Source organism: Vibrio quintilis (genome assembly GCF_024529975.1).
GTDB lineage: Bacteria > Pseudomonadota > Gammaproteobacteria > Enterobacterales > Vibrionaceae > Vibrio > Vibrio quintilis.
On the sequence record NZ_AP024897.1, the window covers coordinates 969,662 to 988,999 of the forward strand.

The 19,338-nt window shown below is 44.3% G+C and carries 19 protein-coding genes; 18 read left to right on the top strand and 1 reads right to left on the bottom strand.

Annotated elements, in window-relative coordinates:
- Window positions 1-17 precede the first annotated feature (17 nt).
- The 17 genes from OC443_RS04710 to OC443_RS04790 all read left to right on the top strand — a co-directional run bounded on the left by OC443_RS04710 (window position 18) and on the right by OC443_RS04790 (window position 16,293).
- Window positions 18-1,232 carry an IscS subfamily cysteine desulfurase gene (locus OC443_RS04710; RefSeq protein ID WP_073585555.1) on the top strand — a complete coding sequence of 405 codons (1,215 nt, stop codon included), beginning with the start codon at window positions 18-20 and terminating at the stop codon, window positions 1,230-1,232.
- Window positions 1,233-1,275: 43 nt separating this feature from the next.
- Window positions 1,276-1,659 carry a Fe-S cluster assembly scaffold IscU gene (gene iscU, locus OC443_RS04715; protein WP_073585554.1) on the top strand — a complete coding sequence of 128 codons (384 nt, stop codon included), beginning with the start codon at window positions 1,276-1,278 and terminating at the stop codon, window positions 1,657-1,659.
- Between the two features lie 55 nt (window positions 1,660-1,714).
- Entirely contained in the window at window positions 1,715-2,038 is a 324-nt protein-coding gene (gene iscA / locus OC443_RS04720) for an iron-sulfur cluster assembly protein IscA (RefSeq protein ID WP_073585553.1), read from the top strand.
- Between the two features lie 76 nt (window positions 2,039-2,114).
- Window positions 2,115-2,627, top strand: coding sequence for a co-chaperone HscB (gene hscB, locus OC443_RS04725; protein ID WP_073585552.1), 513 nt, complete (start codon window positions 2,115-2,117; stop codon window positions 2,625-2,627).
- Between the two features lie 20 nt (window positions 2,628-2,647).
- Window positions 2,648-4,504: a Fe-S protein assembly chaperone HscA gene (gene hscA / locus OC443_RS04730; protein WP_073585551.1), complete on the top strand. Its 1,857-nt coding sequence runs from the start codon at window positions 2,648-2,650 to the stop codon at window positions 4,502-4,504.
- 16 nt (window positions 4,505-4,520) lie between these two features.
- A complete protein-coding gene (fdx, locus tag OC443_RS04735; protein ID WP_073585550.1) occupies window positions 4,521-4,859 on the top strand; it encodes an ISC system 2Fe-2S type ferredoxin in 339 nt (112 codons plus the stop codon).
- 46 nt (window positions 4,860-4,905) lie between these two features.
- Window positions 4,906-5,100 carry a Fe-S cluster assembly protein IscX gene (gene iscX / locus OC443_RS04740; RefSeq protein WP_073585549.1) on the top strand — a complete coding sequence of 65 codons (195 nt, stop codon included), beginning with the start codon at window positions 4,906-4,908 and terminating at the stop codon, window positions 5,098-5,100.
- A 213-nt stretch (window positions 5,101-5,313) separates the two neighbouring features.
- A complete protein-coding gene (gene pepB, locus OC443_RS04745) occupies window positions 5,314-6,600 on the top strand; it encodes an aminopeptidase PepB (protein WP_073585547.1) in 1,287 nt (428 codons plus the stop codon).
- 72 nt (window positions 6,601-6,672) lie between these two features.
- The gene (gene ndk, locus OC443_RS04750; protein WP_073585546.1) at window positions 6,673-7,098 is read left to right on the top strand and encodes a nucleoside-diphosphate kinase; all 426 of its coding nucleotides are present in this window, start codon (window positions 6,673-6,675) and stop codon (window positions 7,096-7,098) included.
- A 262-nt stretch (window positions 7,099-7,360) separates the two neighbouring features.
- A complete protein-coding gene (locus OC443_RS04755; RefSeq protein WP_073585545.1) occupies window positions 7,361-8,479 on the top strand; it encodes a bifunctional tRNA (adenosine(37)-C2)-methyltransferase TrmG/ribosomal RNA large subunit methyltransferase RlmN in 1,119 nt (372 codons plus the stop codon).
- A gap of 357 nt (window positions 8,480-8,836) precedes the next feature.
- The gene (rodZ, locus tag OC443_RS04760; protein ID WP_073585544.1) at window positions 8,837-9,841 is read left to right on the top strand and encodes a cytoskeleton protein RodZ; all 1,005 of its coding nucleotides are present in this window, start codon (window positions 8,837-8,839) and stop codon (window positions 9,839-9,841) included.
- A gap of 8 nt (window positions 9,842-9,849) precedes the next feature.
- A complete protein-coding gene (gene ispG / locus OC443_RS04765) occupies window positions 9,850-10,977 on the top strand; it encodes a flavodoxin-dependent (E)-4-hydroxy-3-methylbut-2-enyl-diphosphate synthase (RefSeq protein WP_073585543.1) in 1,128 nt (375 codons plus the stop codon).
- A 22-nt stretch (window positions 10,978-10,999) separates the two neighbouring features.
- The gene (hisS, locus tag OC443_RS04770; protein WP_073585542.1) at window positions 11,000-12,274 is read left to right on the top strand and encodes a histidine--tRNA ligase; all 1,275 of its coding nucleotides are present in this window, start codon (window positions 11,000-11,002) and stop codon (window positions 12,272-12,274) included.
- A 31-nt stretch (window positions 12,275-12,305) separates the two neighbouring features.
- Complete coding sequence (locus tag OC443_RS04775; RefSeq protein WP_073585541.1) at window positions 12,306-12,920, top strand: YfgM family protein; 615 nt, start codon at window positions 12,306-12,308, stop codon at window positions 12,918-12,920.
- Between the two features lie 19 nt (window positions 12,921-12,939).
- On the top strand, window positions 12,940-14,103 hold the full coding sequence (gene bamB, locus OC443_RS04780; protein ID WP_073585540.1) for an outer membrane protein assembly factor BamB: 1,164 nt from the start codon (window positions 12,940-12,942) through the stop codon (window positions 14,101-14,103).
- Window positions 14,104-14,275: 172 nt separating this feature from the next.
- Window positions 14,276-15,763, top strand: a complete 1,488-nt coding sequence (der, locus tag OC443_RS04785; protein ID WP_073585539.1) for a ribosome biogenesis GTPase Der — start codon at window positions 14,276-14,278, stop codon at window positions 15,761-15,763.
- 299 nt (window positions 15,764-16,062) lie between these two features.
- Window positions 16,063-16,293, top strand: a complete 231-nt coding sequence (locus OC443_RS04790) for a zinc ribbon domain-containing protein (RefSeq protein WP_073585538.1) — start codon at window positions 16,063-16,065, stop codon at window positions 16,291-16,293.
- Window positions 16,294-16,313: 20 nt separating this feature from the next.
- Here the strand turns inward: OC443_RS04790 and xseA are convergent, their stop codons facing one another.
- Window positions 16,314-17,663, bottom strand: coding sequence for an exodeoxyribonuclease VII large subunit (xseA, locus tag OC443_RS04795; RefSeq protein ID WP_073585537.1), 1,350 nt, complete (start codon window positions 17,661-17,663; stop codon window positions 16,314-16,316).
- Window positions 17,664-17,843: 180 nt separating this feature from the next.
- Between xseA and guaB the strand changes: the two genes are divergently transcribed.
- The gene (gene guaB / locus OC443_RS04800) at window positions 17,844-19,310 is read left to right on the top strand and encodes an IMP dehydrogenase (RefSeq protein WP_073585536.1); all 1,467 of its coding nucleotides are present in this window, start codon (window positions 17,844-17,846) and stop codon (window positions 19,308-19,310) included.
- The last annotated feature ends 28 nt before the right edge of the window (window positions 19,311-19,338 follow it).

Consider the following 19,338-nt stretch of genomic DNA (forward strand, 5'->3'; position numbering starts at 1 on the left):
TTACGTTGGAGTAAAAAATGAAACTGCCTATATATTTTGATTATTCAGCAACATGTCCGGTTGATCCCCGGGTTGCTGAAAAAATGGTTCAGTACATGACGATGGATGGTATTTTTGGTAACCCGGCATCTCGCTCTCATCGTTATGGCTGGCAGGCAGAAGAAGCTGTAGATACAGCTCGTGAACAAATTGCTGATGTGTTGAATGCGGATTCCCGAGAAATTATCTTTACGTCCGGAGCAACAGAGTCTGACAATCTTGCGATTAAAGGTGCTGCGCACTTTTACAGCAAGAAAGGCAAGCATGTCATTACCTGTAAAACTGAACATAAAGCTGTTTTGGATCCTTGTCGTCAACTTGAACGCGAAGGATTTGAAGTGACTTATCTTGAGCCTGAAGCAAACGGTCTGATTGATCTGAAAAAGCTTGAAGCTGTAATGAGAGATGACACGGTTTTAGTCTCTATCATGCATGTGAATAATGAGATTGGCGTGGTTCAGGATATCGCAGCTATTGGTGAAATGTGTCGTGCCCGTAAAATCGTTTTTCATGTTGATGCAGCTCAGTCAGCCGGCAAATTACCAATTGATGTTCAGGAAATGAAGGTTGATCTGATTTCAATTTCCGGACATAAAATCTACGGCCCTAAAGGCATTGGTGCATTGTATGTTCGCCGCAAACCTCGTATTCGTCTGGAAGCTCAGATGCATGGTGGCGGCCATGAACGGGGTTTCCGTTCTGGTACATTGCCAACGCATCAGATTGTGGGTCTGGGCGAAGCATTCAGAATTGCAAAAGAAGAAATGCAAAAAGATTATGACCATGCAAAACAATTGCGTGATCGTATGCTTTCCGGTCTGAAAGACATGGAAGCAGTCACGATTAATGGTGATTTAGAGCAACGTTTGCCGAATAATCTGAATATCAGTTTTGCATTCGTTGAAGGTGAATCGCTGCTGATGTCGTTAAAAGATTTAGCGGTTTCTTCTGGCAGTGCATGTACTTCAGCCAGCCTTGAGCCATCTTATGTTTTACGGGCTTTAGGGCTGGATGATGAACTGGCTCATAGTTCAATCCGGTTTTCCTTTGGCCGTTTTACAACAGAAGAAGAAATTGACTACGCGGTTGAGCAGATTCGTGTAGCGGTTGATAAATTACGTGACATGTCTCCTCTATGGGATATGTATAAAGAAGGTGTTGATTTGAGCACTGTTGAATGGGCTCATCATTAATCTTAATCATTCCTGCTTGAACTGAGGATGAGAGGTAAAAGTCATGGCATATAGTGATAAAGTTATTGATCATTACGAAAACCCGCGTAATGTCGGATCCTTTGATAAAGAAGATCCATCGGTAGGAAGTGGCATGGTTGGTGCGCCAGCCTGTGGTGATGTGATGAAGTTGCAAATTAAAGTGTCTGAACAAGGTATCATCGAAGATGCTAAATTCAAGACATATGGTTGTGGTAGTGCAATTGCATCAAGTTCCCTGGTTACTGAATGGGTAAAAGGTAAATCAGTTGACGAAGCAGCAGCAATTAAAAATGCTGAAATTGCTGAAGAGCTGGAACTACCACCAGTGAAAGTTCATTGTTCTATTTTGGCAGAGGATGCGATCAAAGCTGCTGTTGCTGACTATAAAAAGAAACATGAACAATAATTAATGAGGGAGCTGCTGCTCCCTTCTTGTCACTTATAATCTGGGTTGGAGTCGTATGTCCATCACTTTAACTGAAACCGCAACAGATCGGATAAAAACTTTTCTGGATAACCGGGGAAAAGGCATCGGTCTGAGGTTAGGGGTGAAAACAACAGGCTGTTCTGGTATGGCTTATGTGCTGGAGTTTGTTGATGAATTAAATGAAGAAGATCAGGTATTTGAAACAGGTGGTGTCAAGGTGATTGTTGATACCAAAAGCCTTGTTTATCTGGACGGAACACAATTGGATTACGTGAAGCAGGGTTTAAATGAAGGCTTCGAATTTAATAATCCGAATGTAAAAAATGAATGCGGCTGCGGTGAAAGTTTTAATGTTTAGAACATTCTGATGGTCGGGTGTCTGTTATATTTGGCCATCTGTCTTTGATAGCCGGGAAATCAGGACTAATATCAGCATGAATTATTTTGAATTATTCGGGCTACCAACTCAGTATGAACTGGATGGTAGCCTTCTTGCTTCTCAGTTTCGTGAACTACAAAAGAGATTTCATCCCGATAACTTCGCTTCTTCTTCCGAGAGAGAACGATTAATCGCGGTCCGGAAAGCATCTGAAATTAACGATGCCTATCAAACATTGAAAAATGAAATATCTCGCGCTGAATATATTTTGTTAATCCACGGAACCGATATTCGCGGGGAACAAAGAACGATGCAGGATCCTGAGTTCCTTATGGAACAAATGATGCTTCGGGAAGAGCTGGAATCGATCGACCAACATTCGGATGAGCAAGCACTCTCTTCTTTTGAAACCAGAGTTAACAGCATGTATAAAGAACATTTAGCTGATTTCCGGGAACAATTTGAGCTTTCTTCGTGGGAACAAGCCGCAGATATCGTCCGAAAGCTAAAGTTTATCTCTAAATTAAAATATGAAATTGAGCAAACCGAAGAAAAAATGTTTGGTTAGTTCAATAAAGGAAGTTATTCATGCCACTACTTCAAATTGCTGAACCAGGACAAAGTGCAGCGCCTCATCAACATAAACTGGCTGCCGGGATTGATTTAGGAACAACAAACTCGCTGGTTGCTTCTGTCCGGAGTGGTTCTGCAACGACACTTGCGGATGATTCCGGCAGTATGATTGTACCGTCAGTGGTGCACTATGGTCAGGAAGACATAATCGTTGGTGCCTCAGCCCACAATAAAGCACAACAGGATCCTGTCAATACTATCATCTCGGTGAAGCGTTTAATCGGACGCTCATTAAATGATGTTCAATCCCGTTATCCTAAATTACCTTACCGGCTGAAACCCAGTGAAAATGGTTTACCTGTTTTCCAGACAGCTCAGGGGGATAAAAATCCAATTCAGGTCTCTGCTGATATTCTTCGTGTTTTATCGCAGAGAGCTGAAAATACTTTAGGCGGAGAGCTGGCAGGGGTTGTCATCACTGTTCCTGCATATTTTGACGATGCTCAGAGAACCGGGACGAAAGAAGCTGCCCGGCTTGCAGGTGTGCATGTTCTGCGTTTATTAAACGAGCCTACGGCAGCTGCTATTGCTTATGGTCTGGATTCAGGTCAGGAAGGCATCATTGCTGTTTATGACTTGGGCGGTGGCACATTCGACATCTCAGTACTTCGCTTATCAAAAGGTGTTTTTGAGGTGTTGGCGACTGGCGGTGATTCAGCATTAGGCGGGGATGATTTTGATCATCTTCTTGCGGATTATCTTCATTCTCTTATGGAACGTTCATCGCCTTTAACGGCGGAAGAGTACCGGACGCTGTTAGATGCGGCAACACAAGCAAAAATAGCTTTATCTGATAGCGACAGTACGGAAGTTTCCGTGTTGGGCTGGCAGGGGAAAATAGACAGGGAAACACTCGACGACTTAATTCGTCCGTTAGTGAAAAGAACCCTGATGTCTTGCAAAAGAGCGATGAAAGACGCTCAGGTTGATACCAGTGAAGTTAATGAAGTCGTGATGGTCGGAGGTTCCACCCGCACGCCATTTGTTCGCGATATGGTTGGGGATTTCTTTGGCCGTAAGCCATTGACATCGATTAACCCGGATGAAGTCGTTGCGATTGGCGCTGCGATTCAGGCTGATATTCTGGCCGGAAATAAACCTGATTCAGAAATGCTTCTGCTCGATGTGATTCCTCTGTCTCTGGGCATTGAAACAATGGGTGGATTAGTTGAAAAAATTATTCCCCGGAATACGACGATTCCGGTTGCCAGGGCCCAGGAATTTACGACATTTAAAGATGGCCAGACAGCGATGATGATCCATACTGTTCAGGGAGAGCGTGAAATGGTCGATGATTGTCGTTCCCTTGCCCGCTTTTCCTTGAAAGGTATTCCGCCAATGGCGGCTGGCGCTGCTCATATCCGCGTCACCTATCAGGTTGATGCTGATGGTTTATTATCTGTCACCGCGATGGAAAAAAGCACCGGAGTCCAAGCTGAGATTCAAGTGAAACCATCCTATGGACTGAGTGAGAATGAAATTGCTGACATGCTGAAGGACTCAATGAATCATGCTGAAGAAGACATGAAAGTCAGAATGCTGATGGAACAACGTGTTGAAGCTGATCGGGTGATAGAAGGATTGATTTCAGCGATGCAGGCTGATGGTGATGAATTACTCAGCGAGCCAGAGCGCCGTGAATTATTAGGTGCGATAGAAAAATTGATTGAATTAAGAAATAGTGATGATGCATCTGACATTGAACAAGGGATTAAAGATGTAGATTCGGTAAGTCAGGAATTTGCATCCCGGAGAATGGATAAGTCCATACGGGAAGCCTTAGCCGGACAATCGGTAAACGACATAGATTGAACAGAGAAATAAAATCATGCCTAAAATTATTGTTTTACCTCACGAGGAATTATGTCCGGATGGTGCAGTTTTAACAGCGGAAACTGGTGAAACTGTACTTGATGTCGCTCTGAAAAACGGAATTGAAATCGAACACGCGTGTGAAAAATCCTGCGCGTGTACCACATGTCATGTCATTATCCGGGAAGGCTTTGATTCGCTGGATGAAAGTGATGAACTGGAAGATGACATGCTTGATAAAGCGTGGGGGCTGGAGCCTGAATCCCGGCTTGGTTGTCAGGCTAAAATTGCGGATGAAGATTTGGTTGTTGAGATTCCGAAGTACACACTGAATCATGCCGCAGAAGATCACTAGACTGTGTTTCGCAGTCTGAACAGTACCGTAGAAAAAGGTTAGAATGATGAAATGGACTGATTCCCGGGATATTGCCATTGAGCTATGTGAACTTTACCCTGACATGGATCCGAAAACTGTCAGGTTTACCGATTTACATCAGTGGATTACTCAATTAGATTCATTTGATGATGATCCAAATCGTTCAAATGAGAAGATACTTGAAGCGATTCTTTTATGCTGGATGGACGAAATCGATTAAGTGTTGCTATGAATATCAGACTGACAGATAAAATGGGCCTTGCAGGCCCGTTTTTATCTGATTGACATCTTTGAAGTACATCATAGCCACACAATAAAAGATCAGTTTCATTTTTGTTAATTGATGAGCAGAACCGATTCTCCGCAAACAGAGATTATCGGAATATTTTATAAAAAATAAATGGCTGATATGCCATGAAGACAAGGAGATATCATGTCTGTAACTATGTCAGTTTATATTAGCCGTGACCCGGCACCTGAACAGTGGGGTGAAAAAGCTCTGATTTCTTACACCGAAACCGGGGTAACAATTCATATTGATGCTGAAGAACCCATGTTACCTTTGATTCAAAAAGCTGCCCGGAAAATAGATGGACAAGGTCTTCGCCATGTGGAGCTATGTGGTGAAGAGTGGGGGCTTGAAAATATCTGGGCATTTTATCAAGGTTACAGGGATCCCAGGAAGTCGAATAATGTTTCATGGAACCTTTTGAATCAACCTGAACAGACAGAACTTGAAGCAAGAATTAAAACAACTGACTGGATCAGAAATGTGATCAATAAAAGTGCGGAGGAAGTTGCTCCCCGTCAGCTGGCAACCATGGCTGCTGAGTTTGTCAAATCTGTGGCACCAGAACATACTTCTTACAGAATTGTAAAAGATAAAGATTTGCTTGCTGAAGGCTGGGAAGGTATTTTTGCTGTCGGTCGTGGTTCTGAAAGAACATCGGCAATGCTGCAGCTTGACTTTAACCCGACGGGTGATGAAAATGCGCCGGTTCATGCTTGCCTTGTCGGAAAAGGAATTACTTTTGATTCAGGTGGTTATAGCCTGAAACCATCTAATTTCATGGCTGCAATGAAAGCTGATATGGGCGGTGCTGCAATGGTAACGGGCGGACTGGCTTTAGCTATCATGAGAGGGCTGAATAAGCGGGTGAAGTTAATCCTGTGTTGTGCTGAGAATATGGTATCGGGCCGTGCGCTTAAGCTGGGAGATATTATTACCTATAAAAATGGTAAAACTGTTGAAGTGATGAATACCGATGCAGAAGGTCGTTTGGTGTTAGCTGACGGACTAATTTTTGCCAGTGAACAACAACCAGAAATGATTATCGACTGCGCAACGTTAACTGGTGCCGCTAAAAATGCGCTGGGAAATGATTATCATGCATTGCTGAGCTTTGATGAGCAGTTGAGTCATAAAGCATTATCTGTCGCAAGAGAAGAAGGTGAGGGGTTATGGCCACTGCCTTTAGAATCATTCCACCGTCAGATGTTGCCTTCAAATTTTGCGGACTTATCTAATATCAGTTCCGGAGACTACGCCCCCGGGGCAAGTACCGCTGCTGCATTTTTATCTTATTTTGTTGATAATTTTCAAAAAGGCTGGCTACATATTGATTGTGCTGCTACTTTCCGTAAAAGTGCAAGTGATAAATGGGCCGTAGGCGCAACGGGTGTTGGTGCCAGAACATTGGCTGGTCTGCTTTCAGACTAAACTTTTTATTTATCTGTACCTGAAATATAAGAAGTGCTCAGATGAGTACCACAATAACAAAAGGAAGAATTTATGGCATTAGAGAGAACATTTTCTATTATTAAGCCTGATGCGGTGAAACGGGATTTGATTGGAGAAATATACCTGCGTATTGAAAAAGCCGGGTTGAAGATCATTGCAGCAAAAATGGTTCACCTCAATGATGAACAAGCTTCAGGCTTTTATGCTGAACATGAAGGAAAAGATTTTTTCCCCAGGTTAAAAGAATTTATGACCTCTGGCCCAATCATGGTTCAGGTATTGGAAGGCGAAGATGCCATATCCCGCTATCGTGAGTTAATGGGGAAGACAAACCCGGAAGAAGCTGCTTGTGGTACATTGCGCTCTGATTATGCGTTGAGTATGAGTTTTAATTCCGTTCACGGGAGTGACAGCCCTGCTTCGGCAGAAAGAGAAATCGCTTTTTTCTTCCCTGAATCTGAAATTTGTCCCCGCTGATGGCATAGTCAGTTTATTTGTACGGCCAGAGCAATAATATTCTGGCCGGAAAGCTCCGGGATACTCTGAGATTCATTCTCAGATAATTCCGGAGATGAATGACTTATTTCTGCTGTGCTGAATCTGAGATAGTGTCTTTTATTATGTTATCTGAGAATTCAATACGATGAGTACACTTCTTTTGTCAGGACTTGTTGTTATTGTTTAAAGGCTGTACAATGCGCGCCCTGATTTTATCTGTTCGTCTTTCCGGAGAACTTCTATGACCACGAAATTCAATTTGCTTGATTTTGACAGAAAAGCAATGCGCCAGCTTTTTACCGAAGAGTTGAATGAAAAAGCATTCCGGGCTGAGCAGGTGATGAAGTGGATCTATCATTTTGGCTGTGATGATTTTTCTCAAATGACGAACATCAATAAAAAACTGATAGAAAAACTGAAGCAGCGATGTGAGATTAAAGCGCCTTACGTTTCCGAAGCTCAACATTCTTCCGATGGAACAATTAAGTGGGCTATGCGTGTTGGCGATCAGGATGTAGAAACGGTTTATATTCCTGAAGATGACCGGGCGACACTTTGCGTTTCTTCGCAGGTTGGATGTGCTTTAGAATGTAAGTTTTGCTCCACTGCACAGCAGGGTTTTAACCGCAATCTCAGAGTTTCTGAGATTATTGGTCAGGTTTGGCGGGCTGCCCGTGAAATCGGACTGGAAAAAGAAACAGGCCGCAGACCTATCACCAATGTCGTCATGATGGGGATGGGTGAGCCATTACTGAATATGAAAAACCTCATTCCATCACTCAATATTATGCTGGATGATTTTGGGTTTGGTTTGTCCAAGCGTCGGGTGACCGTTTCTACTTCAGGTGTTGTTTCCGGTCTGGAGCAAATGATCGATAAAGTTGATGTTGCACTGGCAATTTCTCTGCATGCACCGAATGATGCTTTGCGCAGTCAGATTATGCCGATTAATGACCGGTGGGATATCGATGACTTCCTTTCGTCGGTCCGGCGTTATATTGCTTCTTCGAATGCAAACCGGGGGAAAGTGACCGTCGAGTATATTCTTTTAGATCATGTCAACGATGGGACTGAACATGCCCATGAACTTGCGAAGTTGATGAAAGAGACGCCATGTAAGATCAACTTGATTCCATTTAATCCTTATCCGGGTTCACCTTATAAGAAGCCCAGCAATTCCCGCATTGACCGGTTTATGAAAGTCCTGATGTCTTATGACTACACGGTCATCGTGCGCAAAACCCGTGGCGACGATATTGATGCTGCCTGTGGCCAGTTGGTCGGGGATGTGATTGACCGAACGAAGCGGACAAAAATGAACTCAGACGAATCCGGTGCAATTCCTGTTCGTGTTGTTTAATTTTCTTTGGCACATTGTCTTGTCTAAACATCTCAGATTCGAAGCCGCCTGTTGTTGAAATTAGGATAAATGTCCAATTCAGGCGGTTTAAATTAGTTGATGTTATGTCAATTTATCGAAAAACATTGAGATAACTTTGTTATTGCACCTAATTCGTTGTTGTTTCACATCTAATATCCATTAGAATGTTTACTAATATTTGTCAAAAATGTTTGAGTTATTAATAATTCTAACGTTAATATGAACTTTATTTTGTGCTGTGGTATAGCTTGGGTATTGAATAAGAATATAAATGATGAAGAAAAAGCTATGCTTATTGTGAAGACTACGGCAATGCAAATGAGATAGATACTGCAGATGATGACAGAGACCGAGACAGAAACCACCAAAGACGAAACCCCGCAAAAACCAGGGACATTGCTCAGGCAGAAAAGAGAATCCCTTGGTTTAACGCAAAAGCAGGTCGCTGATAAATTGCGCTTGCGAGTTACAGTTATTGAATCACTGGAAGATAATAATTTTAATATTGATAAAGTTTCGACTTTTGTTCGTGGGTATATTCGTTCTTATGCCAGAATAGTTGGTCTTGATGAACAATCAGTCGTTAAAGCATACGATCAATACTGTGGTTCTGAGCAACAAGAACTCTCAATGACTAGTTTTTCCAGGAAAACAGCACGACAGCAACATAACAGCCGGATTAATCTGATAACATTTGGTATTATTGTGATTGTGATTGGTATCTCCTCTCTTTGGTGGTATCAAAATCAGAAAGATGACACCTTACTTCCTCAAACTGATTATTCACAATCTGATACAACGCCTTCCTCAGCTCCCGAAAATAATAGCCCGACGCTTTCATCAGAACCTCAGCCACAAGATGAATTTAATACCGTTAAAACCTTGTCATCTCAGGATTCAGAGGAAGAGACGGAGTCTTCAGACACTGGATCTGCAGATACTGTAGAAACTCAGATTTCGGCTTCTGAGCCAGCTGCTCAGAAAACCCCGGCCGTAAAAGAAACGTCAGTGGCCGATACAAAAGTTGAACACAATGAAAGTACGCCTGACTCTCAGGTTGCTAATGAAAATGATAAAGCCGTAGAAAAGCAACCAGCAGCAGGCCTGACCCGGTTATCTATGGATTTTAAAGATGACTGCTGGGTTCGGGTGAAAGATGCAAATGGCAAGACTCTGATTGTCGGTTTAAAAAAAGCGGGCCGGACGATTCAGCTTCAGGGACAGGCACCTTTCAGCTTTATTCTCGGGGCTCCTGAAAGTGTTTCTGTCACATTTGCAGGTGAACCTGTGGACCTTTCCCGGTATACTTCAGGTAAAGTAGCAAGATTTACCTTACCTTAGATAAAAATATGCAACCTAAATCTCCTATTCAGCGCCGCCGTTCAACCCGGATCTATGTTGGTAATGTTCCTGTTGGTGATGGCGCTCCAATCGCTGTCCAGTCAATGACAAACACTAAAACCACAGATGTTGCGGCAACTGTGGCTCAGATTCGTTCTCTGGAAAAAGTCGGTGCGGATATCGTCCGTGTTTCTGTCCCAACAATGGATGCTGCTGAAGCATTCAGGGAAATTAAAAGTCAGGTCAACGTCCCCTTAGTTGCAGATATTCATTTTGATTATCGCATTGCGCTGAAAGTGGCCGATTATGGCGTTGATTGTTTGAGAATTAATCCGGGAAATATCGGGCGGGAAGAACGGATTCGAAGCGTAGTTGATTGTGCAAAGGATAAAGGTATTCCTATCCGGATTGGCGTCAATGGTGGTTCACTGGAAAAAGATATCCAGCAAAAGTACACAGAACCGACAGCTGAAGCGCTGGTCGAATCGGCGATGCGACATGTGGATATTCTTGACCGGCTGAATTTCGATCAGTTTAAAGTCAGCGTGAAAGCATCTGATGTTTTCCTTGCTGTAGATTCATACCGGTTACTGGCGCAAAAAATTGATCAGCCGCTTCATTTAGGTATTACTGAAGCAGGGGGAATCCGTGCTGGTGCAGTGAAGTCATCGGTTGGTTTGGGGATGTTGCTTGCTGAAGGGATTGGCGATACGCTGAGAATTTCTCTGGCCGCTGATCCGGTTGAAGAAATTAAAGTTGGTTTTGATATTCTGAAATCTCTGCGGATTCGCTCACGGGGGATAAATTTTATTGCCTGTCCAAGCTGTTCAAGGCAGGAGTTTGATGTGATTAGCACAGTTAATGCCTTGGAAGAACGTTTGGAAGATGTGCTGACGCCGATGGATGTATCGATTATCGGTTGCGTGGTTAATGGTCCGGGTGAAGCTGAAGCATCTCAGCTTGGATTAGCTGGTGGTAACCGGAAAAGCGCATTTTATGAAGATGGTATCCGCCAGAAAGAACGCTTTGATAATGATAATCTGGTTGAACAACTGGAAGCGAAAATCAGAGCAAAAGCGGCAATGCTGGAACCAGAAAATCAAATCCGGATCACTCAGATAGAAGAAAATTCATAGATTTAACTGATGGTAATTATTTGTGGCAAAAACAATTGAATCAATTCGGGGCATGAACGATTGCCTTCCTACAGAATCCCCGCTTTGGCAAAAAGTTGAAGGCATTATAAAAAATGTAACCAGCGCATATGGATATAGTGAGATTCGTATGCCAATCGTTGAAATGACTCATCTTTTCAGCCGGGCTATCGGGGAAGTGACTGACGTAGTTGAAAAGGAAATGTATACCTTTGAAGACCGCAATGGAGATAGTCTGACCTTACGTCCGGAAGGGACCGCTGGCTGTGTTCGCGCCGGTATCCAGAACGGATTACTCTATAACCAGGAGCAGCGTCTGTGGTACATGGGACCGATGTTCCGTCATGAACGCCCGCAGAAAGGCCGGTATCGCCAGTTCTATCAGTGTGGTGTTGAGATATTTGGTTTGAGCGGTCCTGACATTGATGCTGATTTGATCCTTATGACAGCCCGCATATGGCGGGAGCTGGGCATCGATCAGCACGTTCGCTTAGAGCTGAACTCTATTGGTTCTTCTGAGGCGAGAGCTGAGTACCGTACAGCGCTTGTGGCTTTTCTTGAGCAGCATGAATCTGTATTGGATGAAGATTGTAAGCGTCGGATGTACACCAATCCACTACGTGTTCTGGATACAAAAAATCCGGATGTTCAGGCTATTTTGGTCAATGCGCCTGCATTAAGTGATTATCTGGATGAAGACTCAAAAACACATTTTGCTGGTTTATGTGAACTTCTTGATGCGACGGGTATCGAATATACAGTCAATTCCCGTTTAGTTCGGGGGCTGGATTATTATAATAAAACGGTTTTTGAATGGGTGACAGACAGTCTGGGCTCTCAGGGAACTGTCTGTGGCGGTGGCCGTTATGATGGTCTGGTCGAGCAGTTAGGTGGTAAGGCAACGCCAGCTGTTGGTTTTGCAATGGGACTTGAGCGTCTGGTTCTGATGGTGAAAGAGCTGGAAACCACAGTGGTCAGAAACCCGGTGGATATTTATGTTGTCACAGCCGGAGAAGGGACGATGCTTGCAGGGGTCAAACTTGCTGAGCATATTCGTTCGTCTGTACCGGGGGTGCGTGTCATGAACCACTTTAGTGGCGGTAACTTCAAGAAACAATTTAAAAGAGCGGATAAAGTTGGCGCTGCCATTGCGTTAGTGTTAGGTGAAAATGAAGTTTCGGAGCAAACAGTGGTCTTTAAGGATCTGGCTGGCGGAACTCAGGAAACAATTAATCAGTCTGATATTTCTGACAGGCTGACTCATTTCTTCAAAAGCTGATTTTTGAGAAGTGGCATAAAGAGGACTTAAAGTGGAACTTTACGATACTGAAGAACAACAGGTTGAAGCAATCAAGGGCTGGTGGAAAGAGAACGGAAAATCCGTTGTCATTGGTGTAGCCGTTAGTTTAGCTGGCATCTTAGGCTGGAACTATTATCAGGAATCAGTGAAATCAGCTCAGGAAGAAGCTTCCCTGCAATATACAGATACAATCTCCGCGTTATCGGACAAAGGTATCGAAGCGGAAAAGGTTGTTCAGCAGTTTATTAATTCTCATTCTGATAGTGATTATTCTGTCCTGGCGGCGATGCAACTTGCCAAGACACTGGTTGATGCAAAGCAATTAGAGCAGGCACTGGTTCAGCTTGAATGGGCTGATGCACATACAGATGATGTTGCGCTGAAAATGCTGCTTAATTACCGCATTGCGAGAATTTATGCCGATCAGGAGAAATATGATCAGGCTTCAAGTGCGCTGAAAAATGTCTCTGATAAAAGCTGGGCCGGACGTGTTTCAGAGCTGAAGGGTGACATTGCCCTGAAGCAAGGAAACAAAGATGCTGCTTATGCCGCTTACTCTGAAGCTCAGCAGGCTCAGGATCAAAGCCGGCTTTTACAAATGAAATTAGATGATCTTGCCAAGTAATATAAGAGTATTGAATTATATGAAGAAGTGGTTTGGCAGTTTATTATTAGCAACAGTGATCGCAGGTGGGCTGACCGGTTGTTCCAGTGAAGAAGATTCAGTTGTGATGGCACCTGTTCCTGATGTAAAAAGTCAGTTTAAGCCTGAGAGTGACTGGAGTACATCTGTTGGCCATGGTGTTCAGCATTTCTTTTCTAAACTCCGCCCACATTCAGCATACGGTAAGATTTTTGTTGCGAGCCGTGATGGTATCGTCAAAGCGCTTGATCCCGCTGATGGTAAAAAATTGTGGGAAACAGATCTTGGAGATGAACACCGGACTTATTTGTCTGGCGGTATTCAAACCGGGTTAAATCAGGTTTATGTCGGCAGTGAAACGGGTTTATTGTATGCCATGGATGCTGAGACCGGCACCCTGAAATGGCAACAGGATATCAGTGGTGAGATTCTTGCGGCACCGGTGACTGAAGGTGATCTTGTTATTGTTCATACCAGCGAAGGTAACTTAATCGCACTGGAACAGAAAACCGGAAAGAAACAATGGACAATCAGTACAGAAGTGCCGAATTTGACCCTGCGGGGTGACAGTACTCCGGTGACGGTTTCCGGCGGTATTTTCTGGGGAACCGCGAATGGTCGTCTTGCTGCCGCGATTGCATCTTCAGGACAGTTGATCTGGCAACAGTCAATTGGTACTCCCAAAGGTGCAACAGAGATAGATCGTCTGATTGATGTTGATTCCTCGCCTTTGATTATCGGCAGTACGCTTTATACGATTGGCTATAATGGTCAGCTGGTTGCGATTGATCTGCGTTCAGGAAAACCCTTATGGAAGCGGAATTATTCTTCTGCAACAAACATCGCAACTGATGGTGGAAAAATATTTATTGTGACCGATCAGGATCATCTGGTCGCGGTTGATGCCCGGAGTGGTACCGAAATATGGAAAAACCATCAGTTAGAACATCGCTTGGTGACTGAGCCGGTACTGATTCACAATTATGTTGTAGTTGGTGACAGTGAAGGTTATCTGTATTGGATTGACCGGAATACCGGTGAGTTTGTTGCGGAGCAGTATGTAAACAGTAGTGGTTTTGCTGTTGCACCGATTGCGCTACAGGATGGTGGCTATTTACTGATTACCCGAAATGGTGATGTGAAGAAACTAACGATCAATCAATGATCGTGATACAATCCCGCGTCGGCTCCTGGCTGGAAACAGTCGGGAGCCGTTTTATTGATATACACTTGATAGAGTGTGTTTACCTGAAAATACTGGCTTCAGTCTTTTCAGGTATTCAACGAGTCTGAATATATATTTTCACCGATACCTGTGATTTAGAGGTTTGCTATTTATGATCCCTGTTGTTGCGCTTGTTGGGCGTCCAAATGTAGGAAAATCTACTCTGTTTAACCGACTGACCCGGACAAGAGATGCGCTGGTTGCTGATTTTCCCGGGCTAACCCGCGACCGGAAATACGGTCATGCTAAAGTTGGTGAACAGGAATTTATTGTGATCGATACCGGCGGGATTGATGGTAGCGAAGACGGTGTTGAGACAAAAATGGCGGAACAGTCACTGGCTGCAATTGAAGAAGCAGACGTGGTTCTGTTTATGGTTGATGGTCGTGCTGGTCTGACACCTTCTGATGAAGCGATTGCTTTGCATTTACGTAAAACAGAAAAGGCATCACTGCTGGTCGTCAATAAAGTGGATGGGATCGATGCGGATAGCGCCAGCGCAGAATTCTGGCAGCTGGGAATCGATCAGGTCTACCATATCGCTGCTGCACATGGGCGTGGTGTCAGCTCTCTGATTGAAAAAGCTCTCAATCCATTGTTTGAAACTTTTGTTCAGGAAGCTTCTGATGAGTTTGATGGGATATCTGAAGAGGTTGTTTCTGAAGATATTCAGCTGGATTACACAGAAGAAGAGGCTGAAGCCGAGTACCAGCGCTTACAGGAAAAACCGATTAAATTAGCCATCATCGGGCGGCCAAATGTTGGTAAATCAACATTGACTAACCGGATCCTCGGGGAAGAGCGGGTTGTGGTTTATGATATGCCCGGAACAACCAGAGACTCGATTTACATTCCGATGCAGCGTAATGAACGGGAATATGTCCTGATTGATACGGCTGGTGTACGTCGCAGAAAGCGAATTCATGAGACTGTAGAAAAATTCTCGGTAGTCAAGACGCTCAAAGCGATTGAAGATGCAAATGTTGTATTGTTGGTCATTGATGCCCGGGAAAATATATCCGATCAGGACTTGAGTTTGCTCGGTTTTACCCTGAATGCAGGGCGTTCCGTCGTGCTTGCTGTCAATAAATGGGACGGACTTGATCAAAGTGTCAAAGAAGATGTGAAGAAAGAACTGGATCGTCGTTTAGGGTTTATTGACTTTGCCCGGATTCATTTTATTTCTGCACTGCATGGGACTGGCGTCGGGCATTTGTTTGAATCGGTTGAAGAAGCATACAATTCAGCGACAACCCGTGTTGGTACTTCGGTATTGACCAGAATTTTGAAGATGGCAACTGAAGATCATCAGCCACCACTGGTGCGTGGTCGTCGGGTGAAGCTAAAATATGCCCATGCCGGAGGATATAATCCGCCAATCATTGTGATCCACGGGAATATGGTGAAAGAGTTACCGGATTCTTATAAACGTTATCTGATGAATTATTATCGTAAATCTCTGGAAATTATGGGAACACCTATCCGGATACAGTTCCAGAATAGTGAGAACCCTTTCGAAGGTAAAACCAATAAGCTGACCCTGTCTCAGGAGAGGCAGCGGAAACGCCTGATGTCTATGATGAAGCATCGTAAAAAATAAACTTCATTTTCTTTCGGAGCCCGGCAAATTGCCGGGCTTTTTTCTAAACTGAAGATAGATGATCTTTTTATGAAGTCCTGATCGGGATTGTAAATTTGATATGCGAACAGAACAAAATATCGATTAAAATCCATATGCAGAATATGTAACTTATGCTTTCGGGGTGTGGTTATATAATTGTTCTTTTTAAGGTAGATCGCTGATCAATGTAAATAAAGCCGATGATCAGGTCAGGATCTATACTTGATCCTTCGCTATAATCTTCCCCGAAACATAGCTGCTATTATCCAGGAGTTTATATGTCAAAAAACCTATGCCCTGAATGTCATCAGGAACTAAGCTGGGACGGAAATTATTATTGTTCCGGATGCAGGACGTATTATCGCAAAATCGCTTATTGTCCTGACTGTAAAGCAGAACTTGAAAAGTTGTCCGCATGTGGTGCGGTGAGCTATTTTTGTAACTCATGTCATGAACTGAAGTCGAAATCGAATCCGGCAACCAGATTCGAATTTCATCGTATTGAATAGCGGATCTTTGATGGTCAGGTTTAATCGACGGTTGAGTAGATTTTTCCGTCGGCTAACTGAGTGACCAGTGTATCGCCTGTTTTGACATCGCCGGACGCATGAATGACCCGGCCTGCAGTGTCCGTGGTCACAGAATATCCTCTTTTCAGCGTGGACAAGGGGCTGACGGCTTCCAGGGTTTCAGCGGACAGTGCTAACTGATGCCTGCTGGTCAGGATATTTTTACCGATAGCTTCAATCAGTCTTCTCTCGGTCTGCGCTATATTATCCTGCATTTTCTGAATCCGTGGGTGTGGTGAATGCAGCTGAAGTGCATAACTGAGATGGTCCGTCCTTTGCTGTTCACGGCTCAGATATCCCTGTACAGACTGCTGTAGCCGTACCGAAATATCATCCAATTGTTGGATTTGTTTTTCCAGCCGGTAGTTAGGGTGCTGTTTTTCCAGCGCGTGTTTCAGAGATTGCTGACGTTGATTTTTCTCTGAAAGATAGAAACGCATGGTGTCAGTCAGCCGGCGACGAAAATTTTCAAACCCCGAGGCTTTATAACTGCTGTCCTGACTGACTAATTCTGCAGCAGCCGAAGGTGTCGGGGCACGGACGTCTGCAACAAAGTCAGCGATCGTGACATCAACTTCATGCCCGACGGCACTGACGACGGGGATCTGACTTGCTGCGATTGTCCGGGCAACGATTTCCTGATTAAAGCTCCAGAGATCTTCCAGTGAGCCACCACCCCGGCCCACAATCAGCACATCACATTCCTGTCTTTCATTCGCTCTGCCGATAGCCTGAGCAATTTGAATTGAAGCGTGTTCACCCTGAACCATAGCCGGATAAATCACCACGGGTAATGTTGGATCTCTGCGCTTGAGCACATCAAGGATATCGAATAATGCCGCGCCGGTTTTAGATGTAATAATTCCAACGCACTGCGGATGTTCCGGGATGGGTTGTTTATTTGTCTGAGCAAACAGCCCTTCGGCAGCCAGTTTATTTTTTAATTGTTCAAATTCCTGCTGAAGGCGGCCATCACCTTCCGGTTGCATTGAGTCAATAATTAACTGGTAGTCTCCACGAGGCTCATAAAGGGATAAGCGCGCTTTGACCAGCACCTGCTGTCCGTTTTGGGGCTTAAAGGTCACAAAACGGTTATTACCTTTGAACATCGCGCATCTGACCTGAGAACGTGCATCCTTTAATGTCAGATACCAATGGCCGGAAACAGGCGCGGAGAAATTGGATATTTCACCAGTCAGCCAGACAACCCCCATTTCGTTTTCAAGCAACAAACGAACATCGGCATTCAGCCGGGAGACTGTGTAGATATTACGATTACCGGAAACAAACACGATGAGACAAGAGGCCATAAGGATGGAAATTAGCGCCAATATAATACATATCAAGGGGGATTATGCAAATTAAAAATAAAAAAATGTGTAGTAAAACTCAATTTTGCTCGGTATAATCCGTCCGCAATATCAAATCCAACCCAATAATTTAGCAAACGGTTGGTTTTTCTTTTAACGCCCTGTTGTGAGATATTGCAAATGTTACGAATCGCCAAAGAAGCTCTGACTTTCGACGATGTACTACTCGTCCCAGCCCATTCTACAGTTCTTCCCAATACTGCTGATCTTCGTACCCGGCTCACGAAGAATATCACCCTGAATATTCCAATGCTTTCTGCATCGATGGATACAGTCACTGAAGCGCGTCTGGCCATAGCACTGGCTCAGGAAGGCGGCATTGGCTTCATCCATAAAAATATGTCTGTAGAACAGCAGGCTGCACAGGTTCGTCAGGTAAAAATCTATGAAGCAGGTGTTGTGACTTCACCGGTCACGGTACAGCCGGAGCAAAGCATCGCTGAAGTGATGGCATTAACTGCAGAACATGGTTTTGCTGGTTTTCCTGTCGTGACACAAAATAATGAGCTGGTTGGTATTATCACCGGACGTGACGTGCGTTTTGTGACTGACCCGGGCAAGCAGGTGTCTGAAGTAATGACACCCAAAGAGCGACTGGCGACAGTAAAAGAAGGCGCTTCTCACTCAGAAGTTCAGGAAAAAATGCACCAGGCCCGCGTCGAAAAAATTCTGGTTGTAAATGATGAGTTCCAGCTGACCGGCATGATCACCGCAAAAGATTTCCATAAAGCAGAAAAAGCACCACATGCCTGTAAAGATGAACAGGGCCGGTTACGTGTTGGCGCTGCAATCGGTGCTGCTCCCGGTAATGAAGAGCGTGTAAAAGCGCTGGTTGAAGCGGGGGTGGATGTTCTGTTGATTGATTCTTCACATGGTCATTCTGAGGGTGTTTTAGAGCGTATCCGTGAAACCCGTGCGGCTTATCCTGATCTGGATATTGTCGGGGGCAATGTTGCGACAGCACAAGGTGCAAGGGCATTGATTGACGCAGGTGTGAGTGCGGTTAAAGTTGGTATTGGCCCCGGCTCTATCTGTACAACCCGTATCGTTACCGGTGTTGGTGTACCTCAGGTTTCTGCGATTGCTGACGCAGCTGCGGTTGCTGATGAGTTCGGTATTCCGGTCATCGGCGATGGCGGGATTCGTTTCTCTGGTGATATTTGTAAGGCGATTGCTGCAGGTGCATCCTGTGTGATGGTTGGCTCCATGTTTGCCGGCACAGAAGAAGCGCCGGGAGAAGTGATTCTGTATCAGGGGCGTTCATATAAAGCATATCGTGGCATGGGCTCACTGGGTGCAATGTCAAAAGGTTCTTCAGATCGTTACTTCCAGTCTGATAACGCAGCAGACAAACTGGTTCCTGAAGGGATTGAAGGCCGCATTGCTTACAAAGGGTTGCTGAGAGAAATTGTACACCAGCAAATGGGTGGTCTTCGTTCTTGTATGGGCCTGACCGGTTCGGCAACCATTGAAGATTTAAGAACCAAAGCTGAATTCGTGAAAATCTCTGGAGCCGGTATCCAGGAATCTCACGTTCACGATGTTCAAATCACCAAAGAAGCACCAAACTACCGTTTGGGATCTTAATTCAAACAGTTAAGATCTGAAAACAAGC